The organism is Cryptosporangium aurantiacum (genome assembly GCF_900143005.1).
Taxonomy (GTDB): domain Bacteria; phylum Actinomycetota; class Actinomycetes; order Mycobacteriales; family Cryptosporangiaceae; genus Cryptosporangium; species Cryptosporangium aurantiacum.
This window is the reverse complement of sequence record NZ_FRCS01000001.1, coordinates 564386-588982: the sequence shown is the minus strand read 5'-3', so window position 1 is coordinate 588982 and position 24597 is coordinate 564386. Positions and strand designations below refer to the sequence as shown.

The 24597-nt window shown below is 71.3% G+C and carries 21 protein-coding genes; 9 read left to right on the top strand and 12 right to left on the bottom strand.

The window, feature by feature from the left end:
• Positions 1 to 37 precede the first annotated feature (37 nt).
• Complete coding sequence (uvrA, locus tag BUB75_RS02500) at positions 38 to 2983, bottom strand: excinuclease ABC subunit UvrA (RefSeq protein WP_073250986.1); 2946 nt, start codon at positions 2981 to 2983, stop codon at positions 38 to 40.
• A gap of 251 nt (positions 2984 to 3234) precedes the next feature.
• Between uvrA and BUB75_RS02495 the strand changes: the two genes are divergently transcribed.
• The 7 genes from BUB75_RS02495 to BUB75_RS02465 all read left to right on the top strand — a co-directional run bounded on the left by BUB75_RS02495 (position 3235) and on the right by BUB75_RS02465 (position 11873).
• Complete coding sequence (locus tag BUB75_RS02495; RefSeq protein WP_073250984.1) at positions 3235 to 3900, top strand: MBL fold metallo-hydrolase; 666 nt, start codon at positions 3235 to 3237, stop codon at positions 3898 to 3900.
• Positions 3901 to 4134: 234 nt separating this feature from the next.
• Positions 4135 to 5898 (top strand): sensor histidine kinase, encoded by a 1764-nt coding sequence (locus tag BUB75_RS02490; protein WP_073250982.1) that lies wholly within the window; start codon positions 4135 to 4137, stop codon positions 5896 to 5898.
• A complete protein-coding gene (locus BUB75_RS02485; protein ID WP_073250979.1) occupies positions 5889 to 6566 on the top strand; it encodes a response regulator transcription factor in 678 nt (225 codons plus the stop codon). The genes BUB75_RS02490 and BUB75_RS02485 overlap by 10 nt, the downstream gene beginning before the upstream one ends.
• An 80-nt stretch (positions 6567 to 6646) precedes the next feature.
• Positions 6647 to 8425: a sensor histidine kinase gene (locus BUB75_RS02480; protein WP_073250977.1), complete on the top strand. Its 1779-nt coding sequence runs from the start codon at positions 6647 to 6649 to the stop codon at positions 8423 to 8425.
• Between the two features lie 114 nt (positions 8426 to 8539).
• Positions 8540 to 10420 carry a tetratricopeptide repeat protein gene (locus BUB75_RS02475; protein WP_073250975.1) on the top strand — a complete coding sequence of 627 codons (1881 nt, stop codon included), beginning with the start codon at positions 8540 to 8542 and terminating at the stop codon, positions 10418 to 10420.
• A 117-nt stretch (positions 10421 to 10537) separates the two neighbouring features.
• Positions 10538 to 10747, top strand: a complete 210-nt coding sequence (locus BUB75_RS02470) for a hypothetical protein (RefSeq protein ID WP_073250973.1) — start codon at positions 10538 to 10540, stop codon at positions 10745 to 10747.
• A gap of 229 nt (positions 10748 to 10976) precedes the next feature.
• Positions 10977 to 11873 carry an alpha/beta hydrolase family protein gene (locus BUB75_RS02465; protein WP_425430858.1) on the top strand — a complete coding sequence of 299 codons (897 nt, stop codon included), beginning with the start codon at positions 10977 to 10979 and terminating at the stop codon, positions 11871 to 11873.
• A 4-nt stretch (positions 11874 to 11877) separates the two neighbouring features.
• Here the strand turns inward: BUB75_RS02465 and ppk2 are convergent, their stop codons facing one another.
• From ppk2 to BUB75_RS02420, 9 genes are all read right to left on the bottom strand, one after another.
• Positions 11878 to 12807, bottom strand: coding sequence for a polyphosphate kinase 2 (gene ppk2, locus BUB75_RS02460; RefSeq protein WP_084740140.1), 930 nt, complete (start codon positions 12805 to 12807; stop codon positions 11878 to 11880).
• A gap of 111 nt (positions 12808 to 12918) precedes the next feature.
• The gene (locus tag BUB75_RS02455; RefSeq protein WP_073250971.1) at positions 12919 to 14115 is read right to left on the bottom strand and encodes an ATP-binding protein; all 1197 of its coding nucleotides are present in this window, start codon (positions 14113 to 14115) and stop codon (positions 12919 to 12921) included.
• Positions 14112 to 15170 carry a SpoIIE family protein phosphatase gene (locus tag BUB75_RS02450; RefSeq protein ID WP_073250969.1) on the bottom strand — a complete coding sequence of 353 codons (1059 nt, stop codon included), beginning with the start codon at positions 15168 to 15170 and terminating at the stop codon, positions 14112 to 14114. The genes BUB75_RS02455 and BUB75_RS02450 overlap by 4 nt, the downstream gene beginning before the upstream one ends.
• Positions 15158 to 15583 (bottom strand): ATP-binding protein, encoded by a 426-nt coding sequence (locus tag BUB75_RS02445; protein ID WP_073250967.1) that lies wholly within the window; start codon positions 15581 to 15583, stop codon positions 15158 to 15160. The genes BUB75_RS02450 and BUB75_RS02445 overlap by 13 nt, the downstream gene beginning before the upstream one ends.
• On the bottom strand, positions 15567 to 15938 hold the full coding sequence (locus BUB75_RS02440) for an STAS domain-containing protein (protein WP_073250965.1): 372 nt from the start codon (positions 15936 to 15938) through the stop codon (positions 15567 to 15569). The genes BUB75_RS02445 and BUB75_RS02440 overlap by 17 nt, the downstream gene beginning before the upstream one ends.
• The gene (locus tag BUB75_RS02435) at positions 15931 to 17106 is read right to left on the bottom strand and encodes a PAS domain S-box protein (RefSeq protein WP_218617242.1); all 1176 of its coding nucleotides are present in this window, start codon (positions 17104 to 17106) and stop codon (positions 15931 to 15933) included. The genes BUB75_RS02440 and BUB75_RS02435 overlap by 8 nt, the downstream gene beginning before the upstream one ends.
• A gap of 44 nt (positions 17107 to 17150) precedes the next feature.
• Positions 17151 to 18575, bottom strand: a complete 1425-nt coding sequence (locus BUB75_RS02430; RefSeq protein WP_073250963.1) for a purine-cytosine permease family protein — start codon at positions 18573 to 18575, stop codon at positions 17151 to 17153.
• Positions 18576 to 18673: 98 nt separating this feature from the next.
• A complete protein-coding gene (locus tag BUB75_RS02425; RefSeq protein ID WP_073250961.1) occupies positions 18674 to 19630 on the bottom strand; it encodes an isopenicillin N synthase family dioxygenase in 957 nt (318 codons plus the stop codon).
• The gene (locus BUB75_RS02420) at positions 19627 to 20124 is read right to left on the bottom strand and encodes a nucleoside deaminase (protein WP_073250959.1); all 498 of its coding nucleotides are present in this window, start codon (positions 20122 to 20124) and stop codon (positions 19627 to 19629) included. The genes BUB75_RS02425 and BUB75_RS02420 overlap by 4 nt, the downstream gene beginning before the upstream one ends.
• A gap of 94 nt (positions 20125 to 20218) precedes the next feature.
• Between BUB75_RS02420 and BUB75_RS02415 the strand changes: the two genes are divergently transcribed.
• Positions 20219 to 21754 carry a PucR family transcriptional regulator gene (locus tag BUB75_RS02415; RefSeq protein WP_073250957.1) on the top strand — a complete coding sequence of 512 codons (1536 nt, stop codon included), beginning with the start codon at positions 20219 to 20221 and terminating at the stop codon, positions 21752 to 21754.
• Here BUB75_RS02415 and BUB75_RS02410 read toward each other — a convergent pair.
• On the bottom strand, positions 21751 to 22749 hold the full coding sequence (locus BUB75_RS02410; RefSeq protein WP_073250955.1) for a TerC family protein: 999 nt from the start codon (positions 22747 to 22749) through the stop codon (positions 21751 to 21753). The genes BUB75_RS02415 and BUB75_RS02410 overlap by 4 nt on opposite strands.
• Before the next feature lie 136 nt (positions 22750 to 22885).
• On the bottom strand, positions 22886 to 23869 hold the full coding sequence (locus tag BUB75_RS02405) for a TerC family protein (RefSeq protein ID WP_073250953.1): 984 nt from the start codon (positions 23867 to 23869) through the stop codon (positions 22886 to 22888).
• A gap of 357 nt (positions 23870 to 24226) precedes the next feature.
• On the opposite strand from BUB75_RS02405, the gene BUB75_RS02400 reads away from it, so the two are divergent.
• Complete coding sequence (locus BUB75_RS02400) at positions 24227 to 24526, top strand: antibiotic biosynthesis monooxygenase family protein (RefSeq protein ID WP_073250951.1); 300 nt, start codon at positions 24227 to 24229, stop codon at positions 24524 to 24526.
• Positions 24527 to 24597 lie beyond the last annotated feature (71 nt).

Here is a 24597-nt window from a genome sequence, read left to right as displayed (position 1 = left end):
CTCGCAGGGGGCGCGGCCGCGTTAGGCGGTCGGCGGCTCAGCCGACTACGGCGGCCTTGCGTGCGCGCTTCGGACGCTGGGCCACCGTGCGTTCGGCTTTGGCGCGCAGCGCCGCGGCACCCGCGCCCTCGCCGCGCAGCAGCGGCTCGAGGAACCGGCCGGTGTGGCTCGCGTCGACCGCGACGACCTGCTCGGGCGTGCCCTCGGCGACGACCGTGCCGCCCTTGTTGCCACCTTCCGGACCCATGTCGATGATCCAGTCCGCGGTCTTGATCACGTCGAGGTTGTGCTCGATCACGATCACCGTGTTGCCCTGCTCGACCAGCCGGTCCAGCACACCGAGCAGCTTGCGGATGTCCTCGAAGTGCAGCCCGGTGGTGGGCTCGTCGAGCACGTACACGGTCCGCCCGGTCGACCGCTTCTGCAGCTCGGTCGCGAGCTTGACCCGCTGCGCCTCACCGCCGGAGAGCGTCGGCGCGGGCTGCCCCAGACGCACGTACCCGAGCCCGACGTCGACCAGCGTCGCCAGGTACCGCCGGATCGCCGGGATCGCGGCGAAGAACTCCGCGGCCTCCTCGATCGGCATCTCCAGCACTTCGGCGATCGTCTTGCCCTTGTAGTGCACCTCGAGCGTCTCCCGGTTGTACCGGGCGCCCTTGCAGACCTCGCACGGCACGTAGACGTCCGGCAGGAAGTTCATCTCGATCTTGATCGTGCCGTCACCGGTGCACGCCTCGCAGCGCCCGCCCTTGACGTTGAACGAGAACCGGCCCGGCCCGTACCCGCGGACCTTGGCCTCGGTGGTCTCGGCGAACAGCTTCCGGATCCGGTCGAACACACCGGTGTACGTCGCCGGGTTCGAGCGCGGCGTCCGGCCGATCGGCGACTGGTCCACGCCGACGACCTTGTCGACCAGGTCCAGACCGGTCACCCGCTGGTGCCGCCCGGGCACCAGCCGCGCGCCGTTGAGCGTGTTCGCCAGCACCGTGTAAAGGATGTCGTTGACCAGCGTCGACTTGCCCGAACCGGACACGCCGGTGACCGCGGTGAGCGTGCCCAGCGGGAACGCCACGTCCAGCCCGCGCAGGTTGTGCTCGCGGGCGCCCTTCACGACCAGGCGACGCTTCGGGTCGACCGGACGGCGAACCACCGGCACCGGGATGTTCTGCCGCCCGGACAGGTACGCGCCGGTCAGCGACTTCTCGCTGGCCAGCAGCTCGGCCACGGTGCCGGAGACGACGATGTTGCCACCGTGCTCGCCGGCGCCGGGGCCGATGTCGACCACCCAGTCGGCCGCCGCGATCGTGTCCTCGTCGTGCTCGACGACGATCAGCGTGTTGCCGAGCTCGCGCAGCCGCACCAGCGTCTCGATCAGCCGCCGGTTGTCGCGCTGGTGCAGCCCGATCGACGGCTCGTCCAGCACGTACAGGACGCCGACCAGCCCGGACCCGATCTGGGTGGCCAGCCGGATCCGCTGCGCCTCACCGCCGGACAGCGTCCCGGCCGGCCGCTCGAGCGAGAGGTAGTCGAGCCCGACGTCGAGCAGGAAGCGCAGCCGCTCGTTGATCTCCTTGAGAACCTGGCCGGCGATCATCCGCTGCCGGTCGTTCAGCTGCAGGTCGCCGAGGAACGCCGCGCACTCGTCGATCGACAGCGCGGAGACCTCGGCGATGTTCCGGCCGGAGAGCCGGACCGCCAGCACCTCGGGCTTGAGCCGGGTGCCGCGGCAGACCGGGCACGGCACGTCCCGCATGTAGCCCTCGTACCGCTCCCGGCTCCAGTCGGAGTCGGTCTCGGCGTGCCGCCGCTCCAGGAACGGCATCACACCCTCGAAGCTCGCGTAGTAGGACCGCTTGCGGCCGTACCGGTTCGTGTATTGGACGTGCACCTGGGTGTCGTGCCCGTGCAGGATCGCGCGCTTCGCCTTCGCGGACAGCTTCTCCCAGGGGGTGTCCAGGTCGAAGCCGAGCGCGTCACCGAGGCCGGAGAGCAGGCGGAGGAAGTACTCCAGGTTGTGGCCGGTCGACCACGGCTGGATCGCGCCCTCGCCGAGCGTCCGCTCGGGGTCGGGGATGATCAGCTCCGGGTCGACCTCCTTGCGGGTGCCGATCCCGGTGCACTCCGGGCAGGCGCCGTACGGCGCGTTGAACGAGAACGTGCGCGGCTCGAGGTCCTCGATCGCCAGCGGGTGGTCGTTCGGGCAGGCGAAGTTCTCGGAGAACTTCCGCTCCCGCGCCGGGTCGTCCTCGGGCAGGTCGACGAAGTCGAGCACGACGATGCCGCCGGCCAGCCCCAGCGCGGTCTCCACCGAGTCGGTCAGCCGGCGCTGGGCGCTTTCCTTCACCGCCAGCCGGTCGACCACCACTTCGATCGTGTGCTTCTCCTGCTTCTTCAGCTTGGTGTCGCCCTCGGTGAACTCGGTCAGCGGCTGGACGACGCCGTCGACCCGGACCCGGGCGTACCCCTTCGCCTGGAGCTCGGAGAACAGGTCGAGGTACTCCCCCTTGCGACCGCGGATCACCGGCGCCAGCACCTGGAAGCGTGAACCCTCGGGCATCGCGAGCACCCGGTCGACGATCTGCTGCGGCGTCTGCCTGCTGATCTGCTCGTCGCAGACCGGGCAGTGCGGCACGCCCGCGCGCGCGAACAGCAGCCGGAGATAGTCGTAGACCTCGGTGATCGTGCCCACGGTCGACCGCGGGTTGCGGTTCGTGGACTTCTGGTCGATCGAGACCGCGGGCGACAGACCCTCGATGAAGTCGACGTCGGGCTTGTCCATCTGCCCGAGGAACTGCCGCGCGTAGGCGGACAGCGACTCCACGTAACGACGCTGGCCCTCGGCGAAGATCGTGTCGAACGCGAGGCTCGACTTGCCCGACCCGGACAGACCGGTGAAGACGATCAGCGCGTCCCGGGGAAGGTCGAGGTTGACGTCCCGCAGGTTGTGCTCGCGTGCTCCACGCACGAGGAGCCGGTCGGCCACGGTGATTCTCTTCCGTTCGTCGGCGGTACGGCTGAGCTGGGCGGATACGCGCCAGCCCCGGGTGTCGTCACGGCGATCCGTGACCGGCGCTCACCGGCACGGATTACCCAGACGAAGCCGGCACCCAATCTAACGGCGGCGTACGACAGTTTCTGCCCGCACTCGACCGCATGTTCGAGAGAACGCAGCGCAGTGGTGACGCGGATCACTCCCCCGCCGCCGCCGTAACACGGATGCACCAGGATGAAAGCATGAGTATCGAGTTCGGCTACACCGGCCACGTCGATCCGCAGGGCGCTCCGGCCACCCGCGACGCGGGTCCGCTGACGATCACCAAGGTGTCGGTCGGCCCGATGGACAACAACGCGTATTTCCTCCGCAGCACGGCCACCGGCGAGGCGCTGCTGATCGACGCCGCCAACGACGCCGGGACGCTGCTCCGGCTGCTCGGCGACGCGGAGCTCACCACGGTCGTCACCACGCACCGGCACGCCGACCACTGGCAGGCGCTGGCCGAGGTGGCCAAGGAGACCGGCGCGCGGCTCGTCGCCCACCCGGCCGACGCCGAGTCGCTGCCGGTCGTCGCCACCGACCTGGTCGACGACGGCGACACGGTCACGGTCGGCGACGTCACCCTGGACGTCATCCACCTGGTCGGCCACACGCCCGGCGCGATCGCGCTGCTCTACCGCGAGCCGGGTGGGCACCCGCACCTGTTCACCGGCGACTCGCTGTTCCCGGGCGGCCCCGGCCGGACGACGTCGCCGGAGGACTTCACGTCGCTGATGAACCACCTGGAGCGCAAGGTGTTCGGCCGCCTGCCGGACGACACCTGGGTCTACCCCGGCCACGGCGACGACACGACGCTGGGCGCGGAGCGGCCGCACCTCGGTGAGTGGCGGGAGCGGGGCTGGTAGGAGGTCGACCGGACCGGGCCGCCGGACGCTGGTGCGATCTGCCCCCGCGGGCAGAGCGCGACCCAGCGACCGCCGGCCCCACCCCTCCGCGCCGGCCGACCGTTCCACAGCCTGCCGGTCACGGTCGGAACAGGCGCCCGTGCGACCCCCCGAATCCGTTCGGGTGGCCCCACGGTGGCCGAGTTGGGGGTAGGCCCCCTGTTCTCCCAGTTGACGACCGGATAAGCACATGACATGTACGCGGAGCGCGTCACGCTGACCCGGCCCGCTCGGCCTTCGCTGCCCGAGCGGGCCCGGTTGGCAGCGACCGTGGGGGTGGTCGTCGTGGCCGCTGCCGCGGCGTCGACCGCGCTCCAATGGCCGCTCTGGCAGATCAGCCCGCTGCTGGCCGGCGTCAACACGGTGCTGGCCGTCGCGCACGCCGCGGTCGCCCCGCTGCTGCGTGGCGCGGGTGCCGGGACGCGTGGCCGGTCGGTGCCGTGGGCGTTCGGGGTGGCCGGGGTCTGCCGCTCCGGCACCTGGATCGGGGAGTGGCACGACGCCATCCCGGCGATCGTCGGCTCGCTCTTCAACTCCGCGTTCTGGCTGCTGCTGACCGCCGCGATCCTCTACTGGTCCAACCACGTGAACCGGTGGGAGCGCCGCTACCTGGTGGTGGCGACCGTCACGATGGTCGGCACCGACGTGCTGACGGCGATCACCGACGGCGCCCCGGCCGTCCGCGCGCTGACCAACGTCTGCGACCTCGCGTTGATCGCCGCGTTCCTCACGCTGGTCGCCCGCAGGCTCGGCCGGGTCCGCGGGCTGGAGCGGCGGACGCTGCGCACGGCCCAGGTGCCCGCGGTCGTCGCCGCGGTCGCGGTGCTGGCGGCCTGGGCGCTGGCCGGGTCGCCGTCCGGGACGGGAGCACTCTGGGTACCGACGGTGATCGGCATCGCGCTGCTCGCCCTCCCGATCACGGTGGTCGCCGCGACCGCGCGGCTGGCCGCCGAGCGGGCCGACGTCGCCGACGCGGTCACCGGGCTGTCCTGGCCGGCCAGCCCGCACCGGCTGCAGTCCGCGCTCCGCCGGGCACTGCGTGACCCGTCGATCCAGATCGGCTACTGGGTCGACGGCCTACGCCGGTACGTAGATGCCGAGGGCCGCGAGGTCGAGGTACCGGCGAACGACCGGTTCGCGGTGATCTGCCAGGACGGGCGGACGCTCGAACACGAGACCGCCGAGCGCGTCCCGGTCCCCGACGTGCGGTTCGACGCGGGTGTGCCGGTGGCGATCCTCGTGGGCAGCCCGCACCACCGCCACCGGACCGACCTGGTCGCCACCGCCGTCCAGGCCGCCGGCCCGGCGCTGGCACTGGCCGGGCTGCAGGCGGGCATTCGCGCCGAACGTCAGGACCTCACCGCGGCCCACCGGAAGGTCGAAGAATCCCGCTGGGCGGAGCGAAGACGCCTGGAACAGAACCTGCACGACGGTGCCCAGCATCGGCTGGCGGCCCTGACCATGCGGCTCGGGGCCGCCAGCGCGACGGTTCCGCTGGATACCCGGGCCAGGGACTTGATGGGCGAGGTCCAGGACGAGATCCGCGAGGTCCTCCGGGAGCTGCGCGAGTTGGCCGACGGGATCCATCCGTCCACACTGACCGAGTCGGGGCTCGGACCGGCGCTGGAGGCCGTCGCCGACCGCTTCCCGGTCCCGGTCACGATTACTGCGCCGGCCCGCCGTTTCCCGCCGGTGGTGGAAGCCGTGGCGTACTACTCGACGACCGAGGTGCTGACGATCGTGACACGACAGTTGAATGCTGCCGAGATCCGGGTGGAGGTCTCGGCCCGCAGTGGCGACCTGTGGGTGCGAACCACCGCGGTGGGGATCGGCGGGGACCACAGCGAGAAGTACTTCGCCGCGCTCGGTGGGGGCATCCGGGCGATCGGCGGCGAGTTACTCGCACCCAGTGAGAACGGCACCGACTTCACGGTCGCGGCGAGGATCCCATGCGCGTAGCCGTCGCCGACGACGCGGCCCTGTTCCGGGACGGCCTCTGCCTTCTGCTGTCGGCGGCGGGCGTCGAGGTCGCCGCGCAGGCCGCCGACGGTGACGAGCTGTTCGGCAAGATCGCGGCCGACCTGCCGGACGTCGTCATCCTCGACATTCGGATGCCCCCGAAGCCGGACGGTGGGCTGGCCACCGCGGAACGGCTCCGGGAGACCTGGCCCGAACTGGGCATCCTGATGCTCTCCCACTACACCGAGACGCCGTACCTGATGCGCCTGCTGGAGATCGGCTCGCGCGGCGTCGGGTATCGCCTCAAGGAGCAGGTCGCCGACGTCGCGACGCTCCAGGACACGCTGACCCGCATCGCCGCGGGCGACACCGTGATCGAGCCGGAGGTCGTCGAGCGGCTGCTCGAACAGCGTCGCAAGCGCGCGACCAGCCCCGGCGTCTCCCAGCTGACCGACCGCGAGAAGGACGTCCTGCGCCACATGGCCGAAGGCCGCTCGAACAGCGGCATCGCCGAGGTCCTCGTCCTCAACCAAAAGACGGTCGAGAAACACATCGCGAGCATCTTCGCCAAGCTCGGCCTGCCCGCGACCGAGACCGGTCACCACCGGCGGGTCTCCGCGGTTCTCGCGTACCTGCGGGCCCGGCAGGACGGTGCCGGCGACCTCTGAACCGTGTGCGGACGCCCAACTCGGATACGGAGCGGGCACAAGCGAACACAGCACACTGGTGCTGCCCCTAGGGTGACCACGTGGTCACCGAGGTCGGCGTGCCGGGCGAGCGGAAGCGCATCCGCCCGTACACGACCCTGGAGCGCCACCCACGGCAGTGGGCGATCGGCGTGGGGCTGGTCGTCGCGCTCATCGCGGTCGCCTGTGGATGGCCGCACTGGCAGACCCACTCGCTCGCCGCCGGGATCACGCTGCTCGAGTGCGGCACCACCGCAGCGGCCGGCGTCCTGCTCGGCACCGGCCGCGGCACCCGTCCGACCGGGTTGCTGCTGCTGACGGCCGCGTTCTGCTGGGCGTTCGTGTGGCTGGCCGCGTGGAACACCGGCGCGAGCCCGCTGATCTCGGCGTTCGCGCAGTCGTTCTTCTTCCTCGCGGGCAGCGTCGGCATCCTGTACTACCCGGACGGACGGCTGCACGGCCGGCCCGAGCGGTGGTGGGCGGTGGCCGCCGCGGTGGTCCTGGTCGGCGGCCAGGTCGTGCTCTGCCTGACGACACCTCCGTCGCTCTACGGGTACGACGACGACATCGTCTGGCCGCGGCTGGTCCACTCCGCACGGTTGGAGACCGTCGCGCTCGGCGCCGTCACGGCGGCGACGCTCGCGATCGCGGCCGGGTTCGCGGCCGTGATCTGGTGGCGGCAGCGGCGGCTCTACGGTGTCGAGCGGGCGCTGACGCTCCCGGTGCTGACCGCCGTCGCGGTCGTCGGCGTGCTCTCCGCGTTCGTCCAGACCGGAGCGATCACCGGCCTGGACCGGCAGCTCGACACGTACCTGGTGCAGGGCACGCTCGCGCTCTCGGTGCCGCTGGCCCTGCTCGCGGTCGGGCTGCGGCGTCGCTGGGCCGAGGTCGCCGTGGCCGACCAGCTGCTGCAGCTCACCCGGCCACCCTCGGCCGAGCAGGTGCGGAACGCGTTCCGCGCGGTGCTCCGCGACCCGACGCTCGACGTCTGGTTCTGGGTTCCGCGGCAGGGCCAGTACGTCGACCACGCCGGTCGGGTGGTGCCGCCGCCCGACCCGGACGCCGAACGCTGGCGGCTGCCGGTGGTGACCGAGGGCGGCGAGCCACTCGCGGTCGTGGACACCGATCCGGCGTTGCGGCGCCACGAGGGCCTCGTGATGTCGGCGCTGCTCGCCGGGCGGCGCGCGCTGGAGAACGCCCAGTTGCAGACCGAGGTGCAGGCCCGGATCGAACAGGTCCGGGTCGCCCAGATGCGGGTGCTGCAGGCGGAGGCCGCCGAGCGCCAGCGGATGGAGCGCGACCTGCACGACGGCGCGCAGCAGCGGCTGGTCGCGTTGGCGATGCGGCTGGCGGCGGTGGAGGCGTCGGTCCAGGAACCGGAGGCCAGGGCCGCGCTGCGCGAGGCGCGGGAGGCCGCGACCCAGGCGCTCGGCGAGTTACGCGCGTTCGCTCGCGGCATCCACCCCGGACAGCTCACCGAGGAAGGGCTGCCCGCGGCCCTGGAGAGCCTGGCCGAGCGGCTGGACCTCGCGGTCGAACTGCAGATCGCCGACGTCAAGCCGTCGCCGGGTCTGGAGCGGGCGCTGTACCTGGCACTGGCCGAAGCGCTGACGAACGCGGCTCGGCACGCGTCCGTGGACGAGGTCGTCGTGCGGGTCTACGCCGAGGACCGGAACCTGGTCGGCGAGGTCGTCGACGCCGGCGCCGGTGGTGCGCGTGCGGTCGCGGACGGTGGCCTCGCGGGGATCCGGGACCAGGCCAGGGCACTGGGTGGCGAGGTCGAGATCCTGAGCACCGCAGGCGTCGGCACCACCGTACGGGTGCGGCTCCCCCTCGACTGAGTTGCGCAGGTGCACACCGTTACGGGGACGTGGGCGTCCCCCACACTTCCGTGACTTCCCCGATACTGAGAGCCATCGGAGACATTTGGGTCACCCGTTAACGATGGTGGAGGAATGGTGGCAGCCCCCGCACAAAACACCGAGCCTGATACGACGGCCCGCGTCGCGCACGCCGACCGTCTCATCGAGCAGGCGATGGAGGAGCACGACCCGCACCTCCTCGACGAGGCCGTCGTGCTGCTCCGCGGGGTGGCCGCCGAGCTCCCGCCGGACGACCCGACCCGTCTCGCTCCGCTGTGGAGCTTGAAGTCGGCACTGCAGGTCCGCTTCGGCGTCTACGCCCACCCGGCGGACCTCGACGACGCGGTCGCCCTGCTCCGCGAACTGCTGGCCGGCACGCCGAAACAGCACCCCGCCGTCGTGGACGCCCGCGCCGACCTCGCCGACACGCTGCTCGGCCGGTACCGGGAGACCGGGAGCGAATCCGATCTGGCCGAAGCGATGACGCTCTACGAGGAGGGTTTCCCCGACCTGCCCGCCGCCCACCCCGCGCGGTCCGGCTTCCTCGCGGGTTACGCCGACGCGCTGCTCGCACGGGCCGAGGCGGTCCAGGACGCGCGCATCCTCGACGAGGCGATCCGCACCGCGGGCACGGCCGTGGACGCGATGGCGAAGGGCGACCACCGGACGCCCAGCGCGCTGTGCACGCTCGGGTTGGGACTGCGGCTGCGGTTCCGGGTGCGAAACCGGCCCGCCGACATCGACACCGCGGTGACGACGCTCCGGCAGGCCGCCGAGCTGTCGGTGGACGCCGACCCCAACCGCCCCGGGTACTTCGCGAACCTGGGGCTCGCGCTGGCCGACCGGCACGCGCACGCCGGGAACGACGAGGACCTCGACGCGGCGATCGACGCGCTGCGGCGTGCGGTCGAGGGGTTGCCGTCGGAGAGCCCGGAGCAGCACGAGGCGTCGTGGTGCCTGGCGGCGGTCCTCAAAGAACGATGGGACCGTGACGGTGAGGCCGCGGATCTGGACGACGCGATCACGCACGCCCGTACCTCGATCATGAGCGGGCCGAGCGGCCACCCAGGGCTCGCGGTCCGGCGCTGGCAGCTCGGTGATGCGCTGTTCGAGCGGTTCGAGCTGCACGAGCGGCGCGAGGATCTGGACGAAGCGGTCGCGACGCTGCGTCAGGCGTCGGTGTCCGCGCATCGGACCGGCACGCCGGAAGCGGCCGCGGTCAACATCCGGCTGGCGACCGTGCTCGCCGAGCGGTTCGAGCGGTACGGCGCGGAGGCGGACATCGGCGAAGCGCTCGAGCTCGGCCAGGCGGCCGTCGCCGCCACCGGCGACGACCACCCCGACCTGCCGGCACGGGTGGCGTCGCTGGGGTACTTGCTGCAGACGAGCAGCCATCGGCCGGGCCGCGACGCCGACCTCGACGAGGCCGTCGCGTTGCTCCGCGAGGCGCTGCGCGCCCCGCTCCGGACACCCCCGGTCGGCGAGCCGCCGTTGTCCCCTCCGGTCACCCCCACCACTGGGGACGCCCGGCAGCAGGCGATCGCGGCGAACCCGCCGCCCGACGAGCCCGCCGCCGCCCCGGCCGACGCAGCGGAGCCCGGTCGCCCGGAGCCCGGTCCGATGGGGTCCGGTCCCACAGGGTCCGGCGCCACGGGGTCCGGCGCCACGGGGTCCGGCGCCACGGGGCCCGGCGCCGGAGAGCCCGGTTCCGTGGAGGCGCACACGGCGCACACGGCCGAGGCAGGCGACGCGGAGACCCTCGCGTCCGAGCAGGACGGCCGCAACGCGGTCACGTTCCGGCTGGGGCTGGCGCTGAGCGAGCGGTTCGGGCGGCGGGGCGCGCTCGCCGATCTGGACGCCGCGATCGCGGCCTACCGGACGCTGCGCGAGGCGACCGTGCCCGACCATCCGCTCCACGACCTGGCCGGCGAGACGCTCGCGACGCTCGAACGCGCGCGCACCGAAGAGCTCTGACGCCGGTCGCCTCCCCCGGCGCCACGGGGGAGGCGGCGGACGGTGTTCGCCCAGCGTTCGGATGATGTTGCGCGGCCCGGACCGGCGGGGGATTCCGCGCCGCCTCACCATCGAGGCGTGACCAGGCCGTTACCCCGGGACAGCAACCGGCGCGCGGGCGGCGTACACCCCGCCGCGCCCGCGCTGGTCCTGCTGCTCTCCAGCGCCGCGGTGAACGTCCTCGACCACGGCGCGCCGCGCCTCGCCGTGGCGGTGTTCGGGATCCTGCTCAGCGCCTACCTGTTCGGGCGCGCGTTCGGGCCGGCTCGGTTCTTCCGCGACCGCTGAGCCGGGTGACAACGAATTTTCGCCATCCGAATTGAGCGAGAAATGTTTTGTCATTCGGCGGCGATCTTCGTCAGCACTCCCCCATTTCCATTTCCCGCAGCCGCATAATTCCGTCGTCCGCACCCTCGTGACGGCGCGCGCGGGAAATCGTCACCCGACGCGTTTCCGCGGTCTGCCCGAAAACTGATTCCGCGCCGTCGCACCCGAACGAAAGGTGTACGACGACGTGCTGTCCTTTCTCCGAAGTACCGGCCGCCCCGAGCGCCGACGAGCGTCGTTACCGGCGCTCCTGTTGTTCACCGCTGCGCTCGTCGCGAGCGGGCTCACCGCCGCCCCCGCCGCGCAGGCGGCCGACAACCCCTACCAACGCGGTCCGGACCCCACGAACGCGAGTATCGAGGCGGCGACCGGCCCGTTCGCGGTCGGCACGCAGCCGATCGTCGGTGCCTCCGGCTTCGGCGGCGGCCAGATCTACTACCCGACCGACACCAGCCAGACGTACGGGGCGGTCGTGATCGTGCCGGGCTTCATCTCGGTCTGGGCCCAGCTCAACTGGCTCGGGCCGCGCCTGGCGTCCCAGGGTTTTGTGGTCATCGGCATCGAGACCAGCGTGATCACCGACCTGCCCGACCCGCGCGGTGACCAGGCGCTGGCCGCGCTGGACTGGGCGACGACCCGGAGCCCGGTCGCGAGCCGGATCGACCGGACCCGGCTGGCCGCGGCCGGCTGGTCGATGGGCGGCGGCGGCCTGCGGCGGGCCGCACTGCAACGCCCGTCGCTCAAGGCGATCGTCGGGATGGCGCCCTGGAACGGCGAGCGCAACTGGTCCGCCGTCACCGTGCCGACGCTGTTCTTCGGTGGTTCGTCCGACGCCGTCGCCTCGCCGAACGACCACGCGAAGCCGTTCTACAACAGCATCACCCGAGCCGAGAAGGATTACATCGAACTCCGGAACGCCGACCATTTCTTCCCCACGTCGGCGAACACCACGATGGCGAAATACTTCATCTCGTGGCTCAAGCGTTGGGTGGACAACGACACCCGCTACACCCAGTTCCTCTGCCCCGGACCGTCCACCGGATTGTTCGCCCCGGTGAGCGCGTCGATGAACACCTGCCCGTTCTGATCGATCAATCCGGAAGGACGCTCGCGGCCGGCCCGACGATTCGAGGGTCGGGTCGGCCGACGACCTCCTCGTCCTTGTCGGCGTAGTCGAACTGGGACAGCACGTACCGCATGGCCTCCACCCGCGCGCGCTTCTTGTCGTTGCTCTTCACGACCGTCCACGGCGCCTCGGCGAGGTCGGTGTGGAGGAACATCGCCTCCTTCGCCTCGGTGTAGGCGTCCCACTTGTCGAGCGAAGCGATGTCGGTCGGCGAGAGCTTCCACTGCCGGACCGGGTCGATCTGCCGGATGATGAACCGCGTCCGCTGCTCGGACCGGGTGACCGAGAACCACAGCTTGATCAGGCGGGTGCCGTTCTCCACCAGCATGTCCTCGAACCGCGGGGCGTCCCGGAGAAACTGCTGATACTGCTCCTCGGTGCAGAACCCCATCACCCGCTCGACGCCGGCGCGGTTGTACCAGGAGCGGTCGAACAACACGATCTCGCCCGCCGCGGGCAGATGCTGGATGTAGCGCTGGAAGAACCACTGGCTCTGCTCGCGCTCGCTCGGCTTCTCCAGCGCGACCACGCTCGCGCCGCGGGGGTTGAGGTGCTCCAGGAACCGTTTGATCGTGCCGCCCTTGCCCGCGGCGTCCCGTCCCTCGAACAGGACGACCAGGCGCTCGCCGGCGTCCTTGATCCAGTACTGGAGCTTGAGCAGCTCGATCTGGAGCAGGCGCTTGACCCGGTCGTACTCCTCGCGGGACATCCGTTCCTGATACGGGTACCCCTCGCGCCAGGTGTCCACCGGGGCGCCGTCCGACCGGCGCAGCACCGGATCGTCGTCGTCGATGTCCTCGACGCGATAGTCGTGCGCACGGTCGAGGAGGAAACCCCCGGTCTCGTCGAACAAGAGATCCAGCTCGGTGCCACCAAACGGCGCGCCGCCCGTCATCCCTGACCCCCTTCTGTGGTGCATCCACTTCCCGGCTACCCGTCCGCGCCGCTGGCTGAACCGTCGCCGAGCAGCATGAACGGACTGTGAACGAGAAGCGGCCGGGTCGGCTCAGGCGGTGATGGCGGACAGCACCGCGTCAACGGCGAGCCGGAGCTGGCTGCGACGCACCGGGCTGTGCAGCACCGCGGCGACACCGTCGGGCGTCTGCCGCCGGAGGGCCAGCGGGACGACGACGAGGACCGGCACCGAGTGCCCGAGCCCGAGGAACCGCTCGGCACCGGCATCGACGACCGCGAGGGCCGGGTCCACCGGTCCCGGCTCCGTCCGCACGACGGCTCCCCAGCTCGTCAGGTGGGTGCGGAGCGCCCGCTCGGTCACCGGATCGTCGTGGACGAGCAGCACGGTCCGGCCGCAGAGCGGCCGGTCGTCCGGGTCGGTGAGCGTCTCGGGACCCACGGCCATCCGGACGGTGCTGGTGAACGTCGACCCGACGCCGACCTCGGAGGCCACGGTGAGCTCGCCGTCCATCCGGTGGCTGAGTTCGCGGGCGATCGAGAGGCCCAGCCCGGTACCGCCGTACCGGCGGTGGGTGGACGCGTCGGCCTGGGCGAACGGGACGAAGATCCGCTCCAGCGCGTCCGGCGCGATGCCGATGCCAGTGTCGTGGACGGCGAACGACAGGCAGGCCGGGGTGGAGCCGGCGCGGCGGGTCGTCAGCTCGACCCAGACCTGTCCCTCCGCCGTGAACTTGACGGCGTTGACCAGCAGGTTGACCAGGATCTGGCGGAGCCGGGTGGGGTCGCCGTGCGCGGTGGCCGGGGTGTCGTGCGTGAATACCGCCGCCAGCCCCAGGTGCTTCGCCGCCGCCTGCGGCGCGACGATCGCCAGCGCGTCCTCGACGCAACCGACCAGGTCGAACGGGACCGATTCGAACGTGAAGTACCCGGCTTCCAGCTTGGAGAAGTCGAGGAGGTCGTCCATCAGGCTGCGGAGGTGGTCGCCGGCCGCGCGGATCGGCTTCAGGTAGTCGGACTGCTCGTGGGTCAGCTCGGTTTCGTCGAGCAACTCGGCGAACCCGATCACCGAGTTGAGCGGGTTGCGGATCTCGTGGCCCATGTCCGCCAGGAACGCGGCCTTGGCCCTGGTCGCCTCCTCCGCGACGACCCGGGCGCGGTCCAGCTCGTCGGTCTGCGCGGACAGCTCCGCGTAGAGCGCCATCAGGCCGCGGTTGGTCTCCTCCAACTCGGCGCGCAGTGCCTCCACTTCCGCGGTGAGTGCGGTGAGGTCGGCGGGCTCGTTGCTCACGGCCCGTCCGGGTGACCGAAGCCGGGGCGTCCGCCGTCGTGCGCGACGACGACCGTCGCGTCGTCCGTACCGCGGGCGTGGTCGCGGTGCAGCACGGCCGCCACCACCGCCGGGTCGTGCTCGAACAACCCCGGGTAGCCGGTCAGGTCCAACCGGCTGCGGAGCCCGTCGGTCCACAGCACCAGCGTCGCCCCCGCGGCCCACGCGGGATGCTGGATCTTCGCCGACGGCGGCCGCGCGGTCAGTCCCAGGCCACCGCTGAACGTCAACAGGCCCTTCTCGGTGGCCTCGGCGAACACCCGTCCGTTGACGTTGCCGACCGCCACGCACGACAGCCGCTCGGCGCCGGAGTCGAGCACGCACACCGTGGCCACGGCGCCCCGGGTGCCCCGCGCGGCCTCGTTGGCGCGCCGGGAGAACGTCGCCAGGTCGGTCGGCGCTTCGCCGAAGACGTCCAGCACCACGTCGGCGGCGACCGACGCCGCGACGCCGTGCCCGACGCCGTCGACCACCGCGACCGCGAGCCGCCCGTCGTCCAGCTCGATCACCGACCATCCGTCGCCGCAGGCCTCGAAGAGCCCGACCGAGACCCCGGCGCACCGCCGGGGGTCCGCCGACGCCTCGGCGTCGGCGACGTCGACCAGGGCCAGCACCACGGTGCCGGACCCGGCGCGGCTGTACACGTCGAGCAGGCAGGACGCTCGGCGGGCCGAGGCCAACCCGCAGCCCAGGCCCTTCGGCGCGGGCGAGTGGCCCGCCAGCGCCGTAGCCACGTCGGGGATCCCCGGGCCGCGGTCGACCGCGAGGATCTCCACCCGGCTCGGTCGTGCGGCCCGGAGCAGCAGCCACCCGCCCGGGTCCGCGTGCCGCAACAGGTTCGTCGCGAGCTCAGTGGCGACCAGCTCGGCCCGGGTGACGCCGACCGGATCGGCGCCCAGGTCGCTGGCGAGCCGATTCGCGATCCGCCGCGCTTCGCCGACGGCCGTGTCGTCGCCCACCTCCACCCGGCGGTGGTGCGGGAATCGGACGGTGGCGCGGTGGCCTACCTGCCCCACTGTGTGATCACCACCGTGGTGCCTCGGTCCGGCCCGGTGTCGATCGAGAACTCGTCGACCAGGCGCCTGCTGCCCGGCAAACCGAGCCCCAGCCCGCCTCCGGTCGTGTAGTTGTCGGTCATCGCCGCGTCCAGGTCGGGGATCCCGGGGCCGGAGTCGGTGAACGTCGCCCGGACGCCACGCTTGCCACCGTGCTGCAGTAGTGGCTCGATCAGCACCTCACCCTGGCTGTGCACGGCGTACCGGATGATGTTCCGGGCCAGCTCGCTACCAGCGGTTACGAACTTCGTGGCCGCGGTGAGGCCGAGGCCGGCTGCCTGCGACTCCGCACGCAGCGTGGTCCGGACGCGCAGGAGGTCCGACTCGCCGCCGATCGTGACCGTCTGCACGGCGCCGTCAGTCGAGGCGCTCATCCTGCCGTCCCCGGAGACGCGCCATGCCCTGCTCGGCGTTGAGCGCGGTGTGGACGTGCTTCAGCGAGACGCCCAGCTCGACCAGCGTGATCGCGACGGCCGGCTGCATGCCGACGACCGTGGTCCGCGCGCCGAGCAGGCGGACCATGCCGACCAGCCGGGCGATCACCCGGGCGACGAACGAATCGACGAGCGTGAGCCCGCTGATGTCGATCAGCATGCCGGTCGCCTCGGTCCGGGCCACCTCTCTGGTGACCACGCGCTCGATCTGCTCGACCGTGGCGTCCTCGAGGTCACCCTGGAGCGTGACCAGGAGGTTGCGGCCGATCCGCATGATCGGGACCTCGTCAGGCATCGACCGCCGGCCTCTCCGACGTCAGTGGGGCACCGACCAGCCGGAGTGCGAGCTGCAGTGCGTCCTTGAGGCTGCTGCGGCAGCGCAGCGTGCCCAGCTCGATGCCCAGGTGGACGATGGCCTGCGCGGTCTCCGGCCGGACGCCGGACAGCACGCTGATGCTGCCCATCAGGCGGGCCGCCTCCACGGTCTTCAGCAGGTGCTGCGCGACCTCGGTGTCGACGGCGGGCACGCCGCTGACGTCGAGGATGACAACCTCGGCCTGGTCGCGGGCGATCCGCTCCAGGAGGTTCTCGGTGAGCCTGGCAGCCCTGGCGCTGTCGAGCGTCCCGATGACCGGCAGCACGAGGACGTCGTCCCAGACCTGGATGACCGGGGTGGACAGCTCGAGGATCTCGTCCCGCTGCCGGGAGACGAGTTGTTCAGCCTCGCGGCGTTCGCTCTGGTCGCGGGAGATCTTGACGTACCCGACCACGTCGCCTTCCGGGTTACGGATCGGGCTGAGCACGTCGTTGGCCCAGAACCGGCTGCCGTCACGCCGCAGGCGCCAGCCCTCGGACTCGAACCGGCCCTCGCGAACGGCCGCCGCCATCTCCCGCTCGGGGACGCCGCGCCGAACCTCCTCCTCGGAGTAGAACGTCGAGACCGGCTTACCGATGACCTCGGCGGCGGTGAACTGCCGGAGACGCTCGGCGCCCGGGTTCCAGGACCGGACGAGGCCATCCGCGTCCAGACGGATGACCTCGTAGTCGGTGATGCTGTTGATCATCTCCTCGACGCTGCGCAGCGCGAGTTCCTGGGTGCGACGTTCGGTGAGGTCACGGACGATCTTGAGGTAGCCGCCCGCCATCGGCGTGAGCGACACCGTCGCCCAGAAGCGCTCGCCGCCCTTCCGCACGCGCCATCCCTCGGTGCGGAACCGTCCGGTGGACGCGGCGGCCTCGAGCTCGCTGCGGATGTCCTGCGCCTCGCCCTCCGGATGGAGTATCGACGCCGATTGCCCGAGCACCTCGTCCGCCGCGTATCCGGTGATGTCGCTGATCGCGCCGTACCACCCCCGGATCAGGCCGTCGCGGTCCAGCCGGACCAATCCGAAGTCCGGGATGGCGTCCACCATCTCCCGGTACTCGTTCCCGCCGCTCTCCGTACCGTGCGCTGTGTCGCCCACGCCAGCCTCCCGCAAAGCTCGCATCTGGCGACAGCATAAGTTACCTATGTCCCTATTTGTTGCCGACTGTTCCGGGCGCGCAGCGCGAAGTACACGGCGGCCGCGAGCACGAGCCCCACGATCGGCGTCACGTCACCGATCGCCGGGTTCGACTCGACCACCAGACCGGTGTACTTCGCCTGGTTCGAGAACAGCCCGATCGAGACGACCAGCCCCGTGACCATCGCGATCGGTCCGGCCCAGTTCGTGTACCGGGTGTCGTACAGCACCGGCGCCACCGCCGACCCGTCGCTGTCCTTCCGGCGCAGCCAGAGGTCGACCAGCACGACGCCCAGCCACGGCGCGATCCAATACCCGATCACCAGCAGGAAGTTCTCGTACTTGTGCCCGGCGTCCTCCAGCCCGAAGTACGCGACGACGAACCCCACCGCGCCGAACGTCACCGCGACCAGCGCCCGGCGAAGGTGCGCGGGCAGCTTGACGCCCATCGTCAGGAACGCCATCGACCCCGAGTAGATGTTCAGGACGTTCGCCGCGACACCGCCGATCGCGATCGCCAGTAACGTGAGGTTCGCGAGCAGCGACGGCATCGTGTCGACGAACGCGGTGGTCGGGTTGTCGGAGGTCGGTGGCCCGATCGTGACCGACGCCGCACCGACGATCTGCAGCCCGGTGGTGGCGACGAACAGCCCGGCGCCGGCCCAGAGCCCCACCGCACGCCGGTTGGTGTCCGGCGGCAGGTACCGCGCGTAGTCCGCGGCGTACGGGTTCCAGCCGGACGCGTATCCGAAGACCGCGGCGAGCGTCAGCAGGAACCCGCCGACGGTGCCCACACCCGGGATGCCTTCCCCGGCAGGCGCACCCGGGCTGGACTTGCTCAGCACGACGACGGCGCCGACCACGAAGACGACCGCCAGCACCGGGAACACCCAGCGCTCGAACGAGTGCACGAAGTTGTGGCCGAGGAACGCGATCACGACCTGCGCGCCCACCACGACGACCAGGCACAGCCACTTCGGCAGGTCGGTCAGCGCGTTCAGCGCGAACGTGGCGCTCACGCTGTTGACCGCGAACCACCCGATGCCCGCCGTGACCGCCAGGAATCCCGCGGGCAGGAGGTTGCCCCAGTAGCCGAACGCACCGCGGGACAGCACCATCTCCGGCACGCCGTGGACCGGACCTCTGGCCGAGAGCACGCCGTGCGCGATCGACGAGAGCGCGTTGCCGAGCACGATCGCGAGCACGGCCTGCCAGAACGTCAGGCCGAACACGAGCGTGGACAGCACCCCGAGGTAGATCGTCGCGAACTCCAGGTTCGGCGACGCCCAGGTCCAGAACAGGTTGAGCGGTCGGCCGTGTCGGTCGGCGAGCGGGATCTTCTCGATCCCGCCGGGTTCGACGGCGACCACCTTGGTGCCGTAGGTGCCTTCGCGCAGCGGTTCGACTCCCGCGTCCTCGGTTACAGCCATCTGTCGTCCTCTCCCGGCCGGGGCTGTCTGCCCGCGTCCACGGTCGTCACTCCGGTAGGCGCCCGGTACGCCGGCGGGTGCAGCCGCCGGGTCTTCGACTAAGCGATCGTGATGGCGTCGAGGCGTTCGCGGATGAAGTCGCCGCTGACGACCGGCGGGTGGGCCGCGCGGCCGATCGGGGGCTCCAGCGCCTCCACCACCGCGTCGTGGTTGGCCTCGTAGAAGTAGACGAGCGAGACAAGGTCCTCGTCCGGGGCGTCGGCCTGCGGCGGGAGCACCCGGTGCCGGGCGGACAGCCAGCGGTCGCCGGTCCAGCGGGCGAGCAGGTCGCCGACGTTGATCGTGAACGCCTCCGGGTCGTAGGGAGCGTCCACCCACTCCCCGTCGGCCGTGAACACCTGCAACCCGCCGCTGCCGTACTCGCGGTCGAGCAGCGTCAGCGTGCCGAAGTCGGTGTGCGGACCGATCCGGTACTGGCCCTCCTCCGGCTCACCGACGACCCCCATCGGCGGGTACCAGTTGATGTTCAGCGTCCAGGTCGGGTGGTCGGTCGTCGGGACGAAGAACGACGTCGGCAGGCCGAGCGCGGCGGCGCACACCTCGAGCAGCTGGTCGGCGAGCGTCCGCATCGCCGCCTGGTACCGGGTCAGCACGTCGTGCAGCTCCGGAGCCTCGGCCGGCCAGACGTTCGGCAGGAACCAGGCCGCGTCGACAACCGGGTCGCCGACCCGCTGGTCGGCGCCGATCGCGAACGTCTCCTTGAGGTCGGGCGGCGTCTCGGTGCCCTCCGCGTAGCCGTTGGCCTCGACGCCGGTCGGCAGCCAGCCGCGGCCGCCGACGGTGGCCGCGTACTGCTGCTTCACCGCGGTCGGGAGCGCGAAGAACGCCCGCGCCGCCCCCCGGGTGGCGGCCCGCAGCTCCGGCGCGACGCCGTGGCCGGTGACGAGCATGAACCCGGAGCGCTGCAGGGCGGCGTCCACCTGCGCCGCCACTCCGGCGCGGTCCTCCCCGGAGAACCACGGACGCAGATCGATGGAGGGTACGGGTTCGGTCACAGCTCACCGTCCTCGAGCTCGGCGGGGTCGACCCCGATGTCCTCGGCCCACAGCTCGGGCCGGTCGCGGATGAAGTCGGTCATCAGGCCGATGCACTCGGGGTCCTCGAGCAGCGTCACGGCGACGCCGTGCTCGGCCAGCCAGTCGTGCCCGCCGGAGAACGTAGTCGCCTCGCCGATCACGACGTGCCCGATCCCGAACTGGCGGACCAGCCCGGAGCAGTACCAGCACGGCGAGAGCGTGGTGACCATGATCGTGTCGCGGTAGCCCGGACGACGTCCGGCGTTGCGGAACGCGGCGGTCTCCGCGTGCAGCGACGGATCGCCGTCCTGCACCCGGCGGTTGTGCCCGCGTCCGAGCAGCGTGCCGTCGGTGGCGAACAGCGCCGCGCCGATCGGGACGCCGCCCTCCGCGAGCCCGGTCCTGGCCTCCTCGACCGCGACCGCGAGCAGCGCGGCGGGGTCGAGCGCGGTATCCGCGGGGTGGTTCGTCATGCCCCACACTCTGCGCCCGCCCGGCCCACCGGGACAACTGACATCGCGTCCATACTGAGCCGGTCCGACGCTGACATTCTGACTAGGTGGGCCGATGGCGCTGACGGTGGCCGAACTGCTGGAGTTCGACGCGGTCCGGGACGCCGAGCCGGAAGTGCTGGCCGGTCGGGACGCCCTCGACCGGCCGGTGCGCTGGGTGCACTCGAGCGAGATCTACGAGATCGGGCCGCTGCTCTCGGGCGGAGAACTGCTGCTCACCACCGGTCTCGGCCTGGCAGGCAGCGACGCGGGCGCTCGCCGCCACTACGTCCGTGAACTGGCCGACCGGGGCGTGAGCGGCCTCGTGGTCGAACTCGGCCGCAGCTTCTCGGACATCCCGTCGGAACTGGTCGCCGAGGCCGAACGACGCGGGCTCCCGCTGATCGCGCTCCGCGCGGTGGTGCCGTTCATCCGGATGTGCGAGGCCGCGAACACCGCGATCGTCGACGAGGCCGCCCAGCGGCTGCGACTCGGCGACCGGGTGACCCGCGCGCTGAACGAGGCGCTGATCTCCGGCGCCGGCGTCGCCGGGCTGCTGCGGACCGCGGCGGACGTCACCGGCGCGCCGATCGTCCTGACCACGGTGAGCGGTGCGCTGGTCGCGTTCTTCGGGGTGTCGGACGACCATGCGGCCTGGGCGACGGTCGACGCCGGTCGAGCGGAGGCCGAGGTGATCGTCCACGGCCGGGCCTGGGGGCGGCTGATCGCCGGGTCCGGCTCAGCGCTGGCGCCGGAGGACCTGGCGTCCACCGTCGAGCGGACCGCGACCGCGCTGGCGGTCGAGATCCTGCGCACCGGCGACCCGCCCACCGAGCGGGAGCGCCACGCCGCCGCGCTCCTGACCGACCTGGTCGCGGGCGGCGGATTGGCCCCGGCGGAGACCGCGGTCCGCACCGGGCTCGCCGGATTTCGTCCGCCGCCGGGACGGCCGCTGGTCGGCGTCGCGGTGGACGCGCCGGAGACCCGGCCCGCGGTGACGCTGATCGACCACGCGGCCCGGCTGCTCGGGACGTCCGCGCTGCGGGCGCGGGTACGGGAGTCGGTGCTCGCGCTGGTCGTCGCGCCGGACTCCGGCAACCCGGTCAGCGCGGCGGAAGCCGCGTTCGGCGAGGCGGGCCGCCGGTCCGGCGCGCCGCAGATCACGGTGGCGCTGGGGTACTCGGTCACCGAGCCGACCGGCTGGGCGTCGTCCCTGGAGCAGGCACGGGCCGCGCTGGCGCTCGCGCTGGCCCGCACCGGTCGCGGCGCGGCCCGTCCGGGCAACCGGCCGGTGGTCGTGTCGGCGCGGACGCTGGCGCTCGAACTGGAGCTCAGCCGCCGCGCCGACCCGGGCCAACTGGACGCGTTCGTCGAGCGGACGATCGGCCCGCTCGTCGCCTGGGACGCGCGCCACCGCACGGGGCTGGTGCGCACGCTGGAGCTCTACCTCCGGCACGGCACCAACGTCACCCGGACCGCGGCGGCGCTGCACCTGCGCCGCCAGTCGCTCTACCAGCGCCTGGAGCGGATCGAGTCGCTCCTCGGTCACGCCCCCGCCGATCCCGACCTCTACCCCGCTCTCCTGGCGGCGTGCCTGGTGGCGGCCCGCTAGCTGTCGACCGAGGTGAGCTCCCGGTCGGGGCTCATGCGGCGGGACTTCCAGAGGCTGGCGAGGGTCGTCACGACGAGCGTCCCGACGATGACGGCGAGCGAGAGCCAGATCGGCACCTCGGGCACCCACTCGACGTGGTGGCCGCCATTGATGAACGGCAGCGAGTTCTCGTGCAGCGCCTCGAAGATCAGCTTCACGCCGATGAACCCGAGGATGAACGCGAGCCCCACCGACAGATAGACCAGCCGGTCGAGCAACCCGCCGAGCAGGAAGTACAGCTGTCGGAGACCCATCAGCGCGAACACGTTCGCGGTGAAGATCAGGAACGGTTCCCGGGTGAGGCCGAAGATCGCCGGGATCGAGTCGAACGCGAACAGCAGGTCGGTCGTCCCGATCGCGATGAGGACGACGACCATCGGCGTCCAGATCCGCTTGCCGTCGACGACCGTCCGCAGCTTGCCGTCACCGAAGTCCTTGGAGATCGGCAGCACCCGCCGGGACCACCGGATGAGGACGTTCTCCTTGAACTCCTCCTCCTCTTCGTGGTGGAACGCGAGGTTCCACGCCGTATAGAGGAGGAAGCCTCCGAAGAGGAAGAACACCCAGATGAAGCGCTCGATCGCGGCGGCGCCGGCCACGATGAAGATGCCTCGCAGCACCAGCGCCAGCACGATGCCGATCAGCAGCACCTTCTGCTGGTACACCCGCGGCACCTTGAACCGGCTCATGATGATCAGGAACACGAACAGGTTGTCCACCGAGAGGCTGTACTCGGTCAGCCAGCCCGCGTAGAACTCGCCCGCGTACCGCGCGTCGGCCAGGAAATACACGCCGACCCCGAACAGCAGGGCGAGCCCGATGAAGAAGAGGACGCCTCTGGTGCTCTCCCGGATCGACGGCTCGTGCGGCCGCCGGCCGATCACCCAGACGTCGACCGCCAACAGAACGATGAGCGCGCCGAGCACGCTCCACTGCACCCAGGCAGGAACATCCACCGGTCAGGCCTCTCTACGACTGGTGTGCCCTGCTCCGTTACCGGCGCAGGAGCGTGTGTGTTGCTCATACCCGAACCGCAGACCAGGTCTTACATGGTGCGACAGTTTCGTCGCTAAGTGTCGCGAAAGGCGGTTACTAGCCATGATCAGCCGTCCGGGAGCCGACGCCCTCGGCGACCGCGCGGGAGGCCTTCCGAGTGGACCGAAGGCTGGTGAACGTGGTCACGGCCAGCACGACGACGACGACCCCGAGCGAGACCGACGTCGGGATGTCCGGGACCGACGGCCAGACCGTGTGAGCGTAATGAAGGATCAGCTTCACGCCGATGAAGGCCAGCACGACCGCGAGGCCGTAGTGCAGGTGCACCAGCCGGTCGAGCAGCCCGATCAGCAGGAAGTAGAGCGCGCGGAGGCCCAGCAACGCGAACGCGTTCGCCGTGAAGACGATGTACGGGCTTTCGGTCACCCCGAACACCGCGGGGATCGAGTCCAGCGCGAAGACCAGGTCGACCGAGAGAATCGTGACGACGACGACCAGCAGCGGGGTGGCCAGCCGCTTGCCGTTCTCCTTGACGGTCAGCGCGCTATTGTCCGGGAACTCGGTGGTCACCGGGACGAACCGGCGCAGCATCCGCACCGCCCGGCTGTTGCCGACGTCCGGCTGCTCGCCGTGCGAGCGGACGAGCTTGACCGCCGTGTAGATCAGGAACGCGCCGAACACGACGAACGTGAACGCGAAGCGGTGGATCGCGGCGGCGCCGACCGCGATGAAGATCGCCCGCATGACCAGCGCGCCCAGGATGCCGATGAGCAGCACCTTCTGCTGGTGCTTGTCGGGCACGCCGAACGTCGACAGGATCACCGCGAAGACGAAGAGATTGTCGACCGACAGGCTCTTCTCGATCAGCCAGCCGGCGAAGAACTCGGTTCCCGGCTGGGCACCGGCGAACGCCCAGACACCGATGCCGAACAGGATCGACGCGACGATGTAGATGACCGACCAGGTGGTCGCCTCACGGAATCCGACGTGGTGGGGACGCCTCGCATGCCAGATGTCGATGGCGACGATCACGGCCAGACCCGCAATGGTCGCGGCCCAGACCCACAACGAAACGGACATATTGCCCCCGGATCACGCGCAGCGGAACGTGTCCGAGGTCTCGCTACCCGCCGAAGCGAGCCGGTGCCCGGGGTCCGCGCCACACCTGCTGCGCTCGCCGTATTGACCGGGTGGACCGTGGGGCTACTCCCCTCGTCGGATCCCCATAGTAGGGCGCGCCTGCGCCCACGGCCAGCCAGGGGCCGGTGAGTGTCAGCGACGCCTCACCTGACGAGCACCGATGTACTTTCCTGGTACTTGCACCGAGCGATTTGCTTTGATCGTACGTGCAGCACGCCGAATGCGCACTGAAACATCCCGACCGGCCGCCCGACCCCGCGCACGGCACGCCCGCCGGGTGCTGGCAAGCTCCGCGGCATGGTTCTGGAAGTCGCGCTCATCGATGTCACGCCCGGTCAGGAAGCCGAGTTCGCGGCCGCGTACCAAACCGCGGTCACCGAGCTGATCGACGTGGAAGGCTGCCGCTCGGTCCGGATGACGCAGGGCATCGAGACCCCCAGCCGCTTCGTCCTGCTGGTGGAGTGGGACTCGGTGGAGGCGCACGAGCAGAACTTCCGCGCGACCGACCGCTTCGGCCGGTGGCGCGCGACGATCGGACCGTTCTTCGCCGGCCCGCCGCATGTCGAGCACTTCAGGGATGTTCCTACTTCCGCGTGAGGGCGGGTGGGCGGGGGCGCAGGCCGGAGTTGCTCACGCCTGAACCACCGAGGGCCGGCCCGGTGACCGGC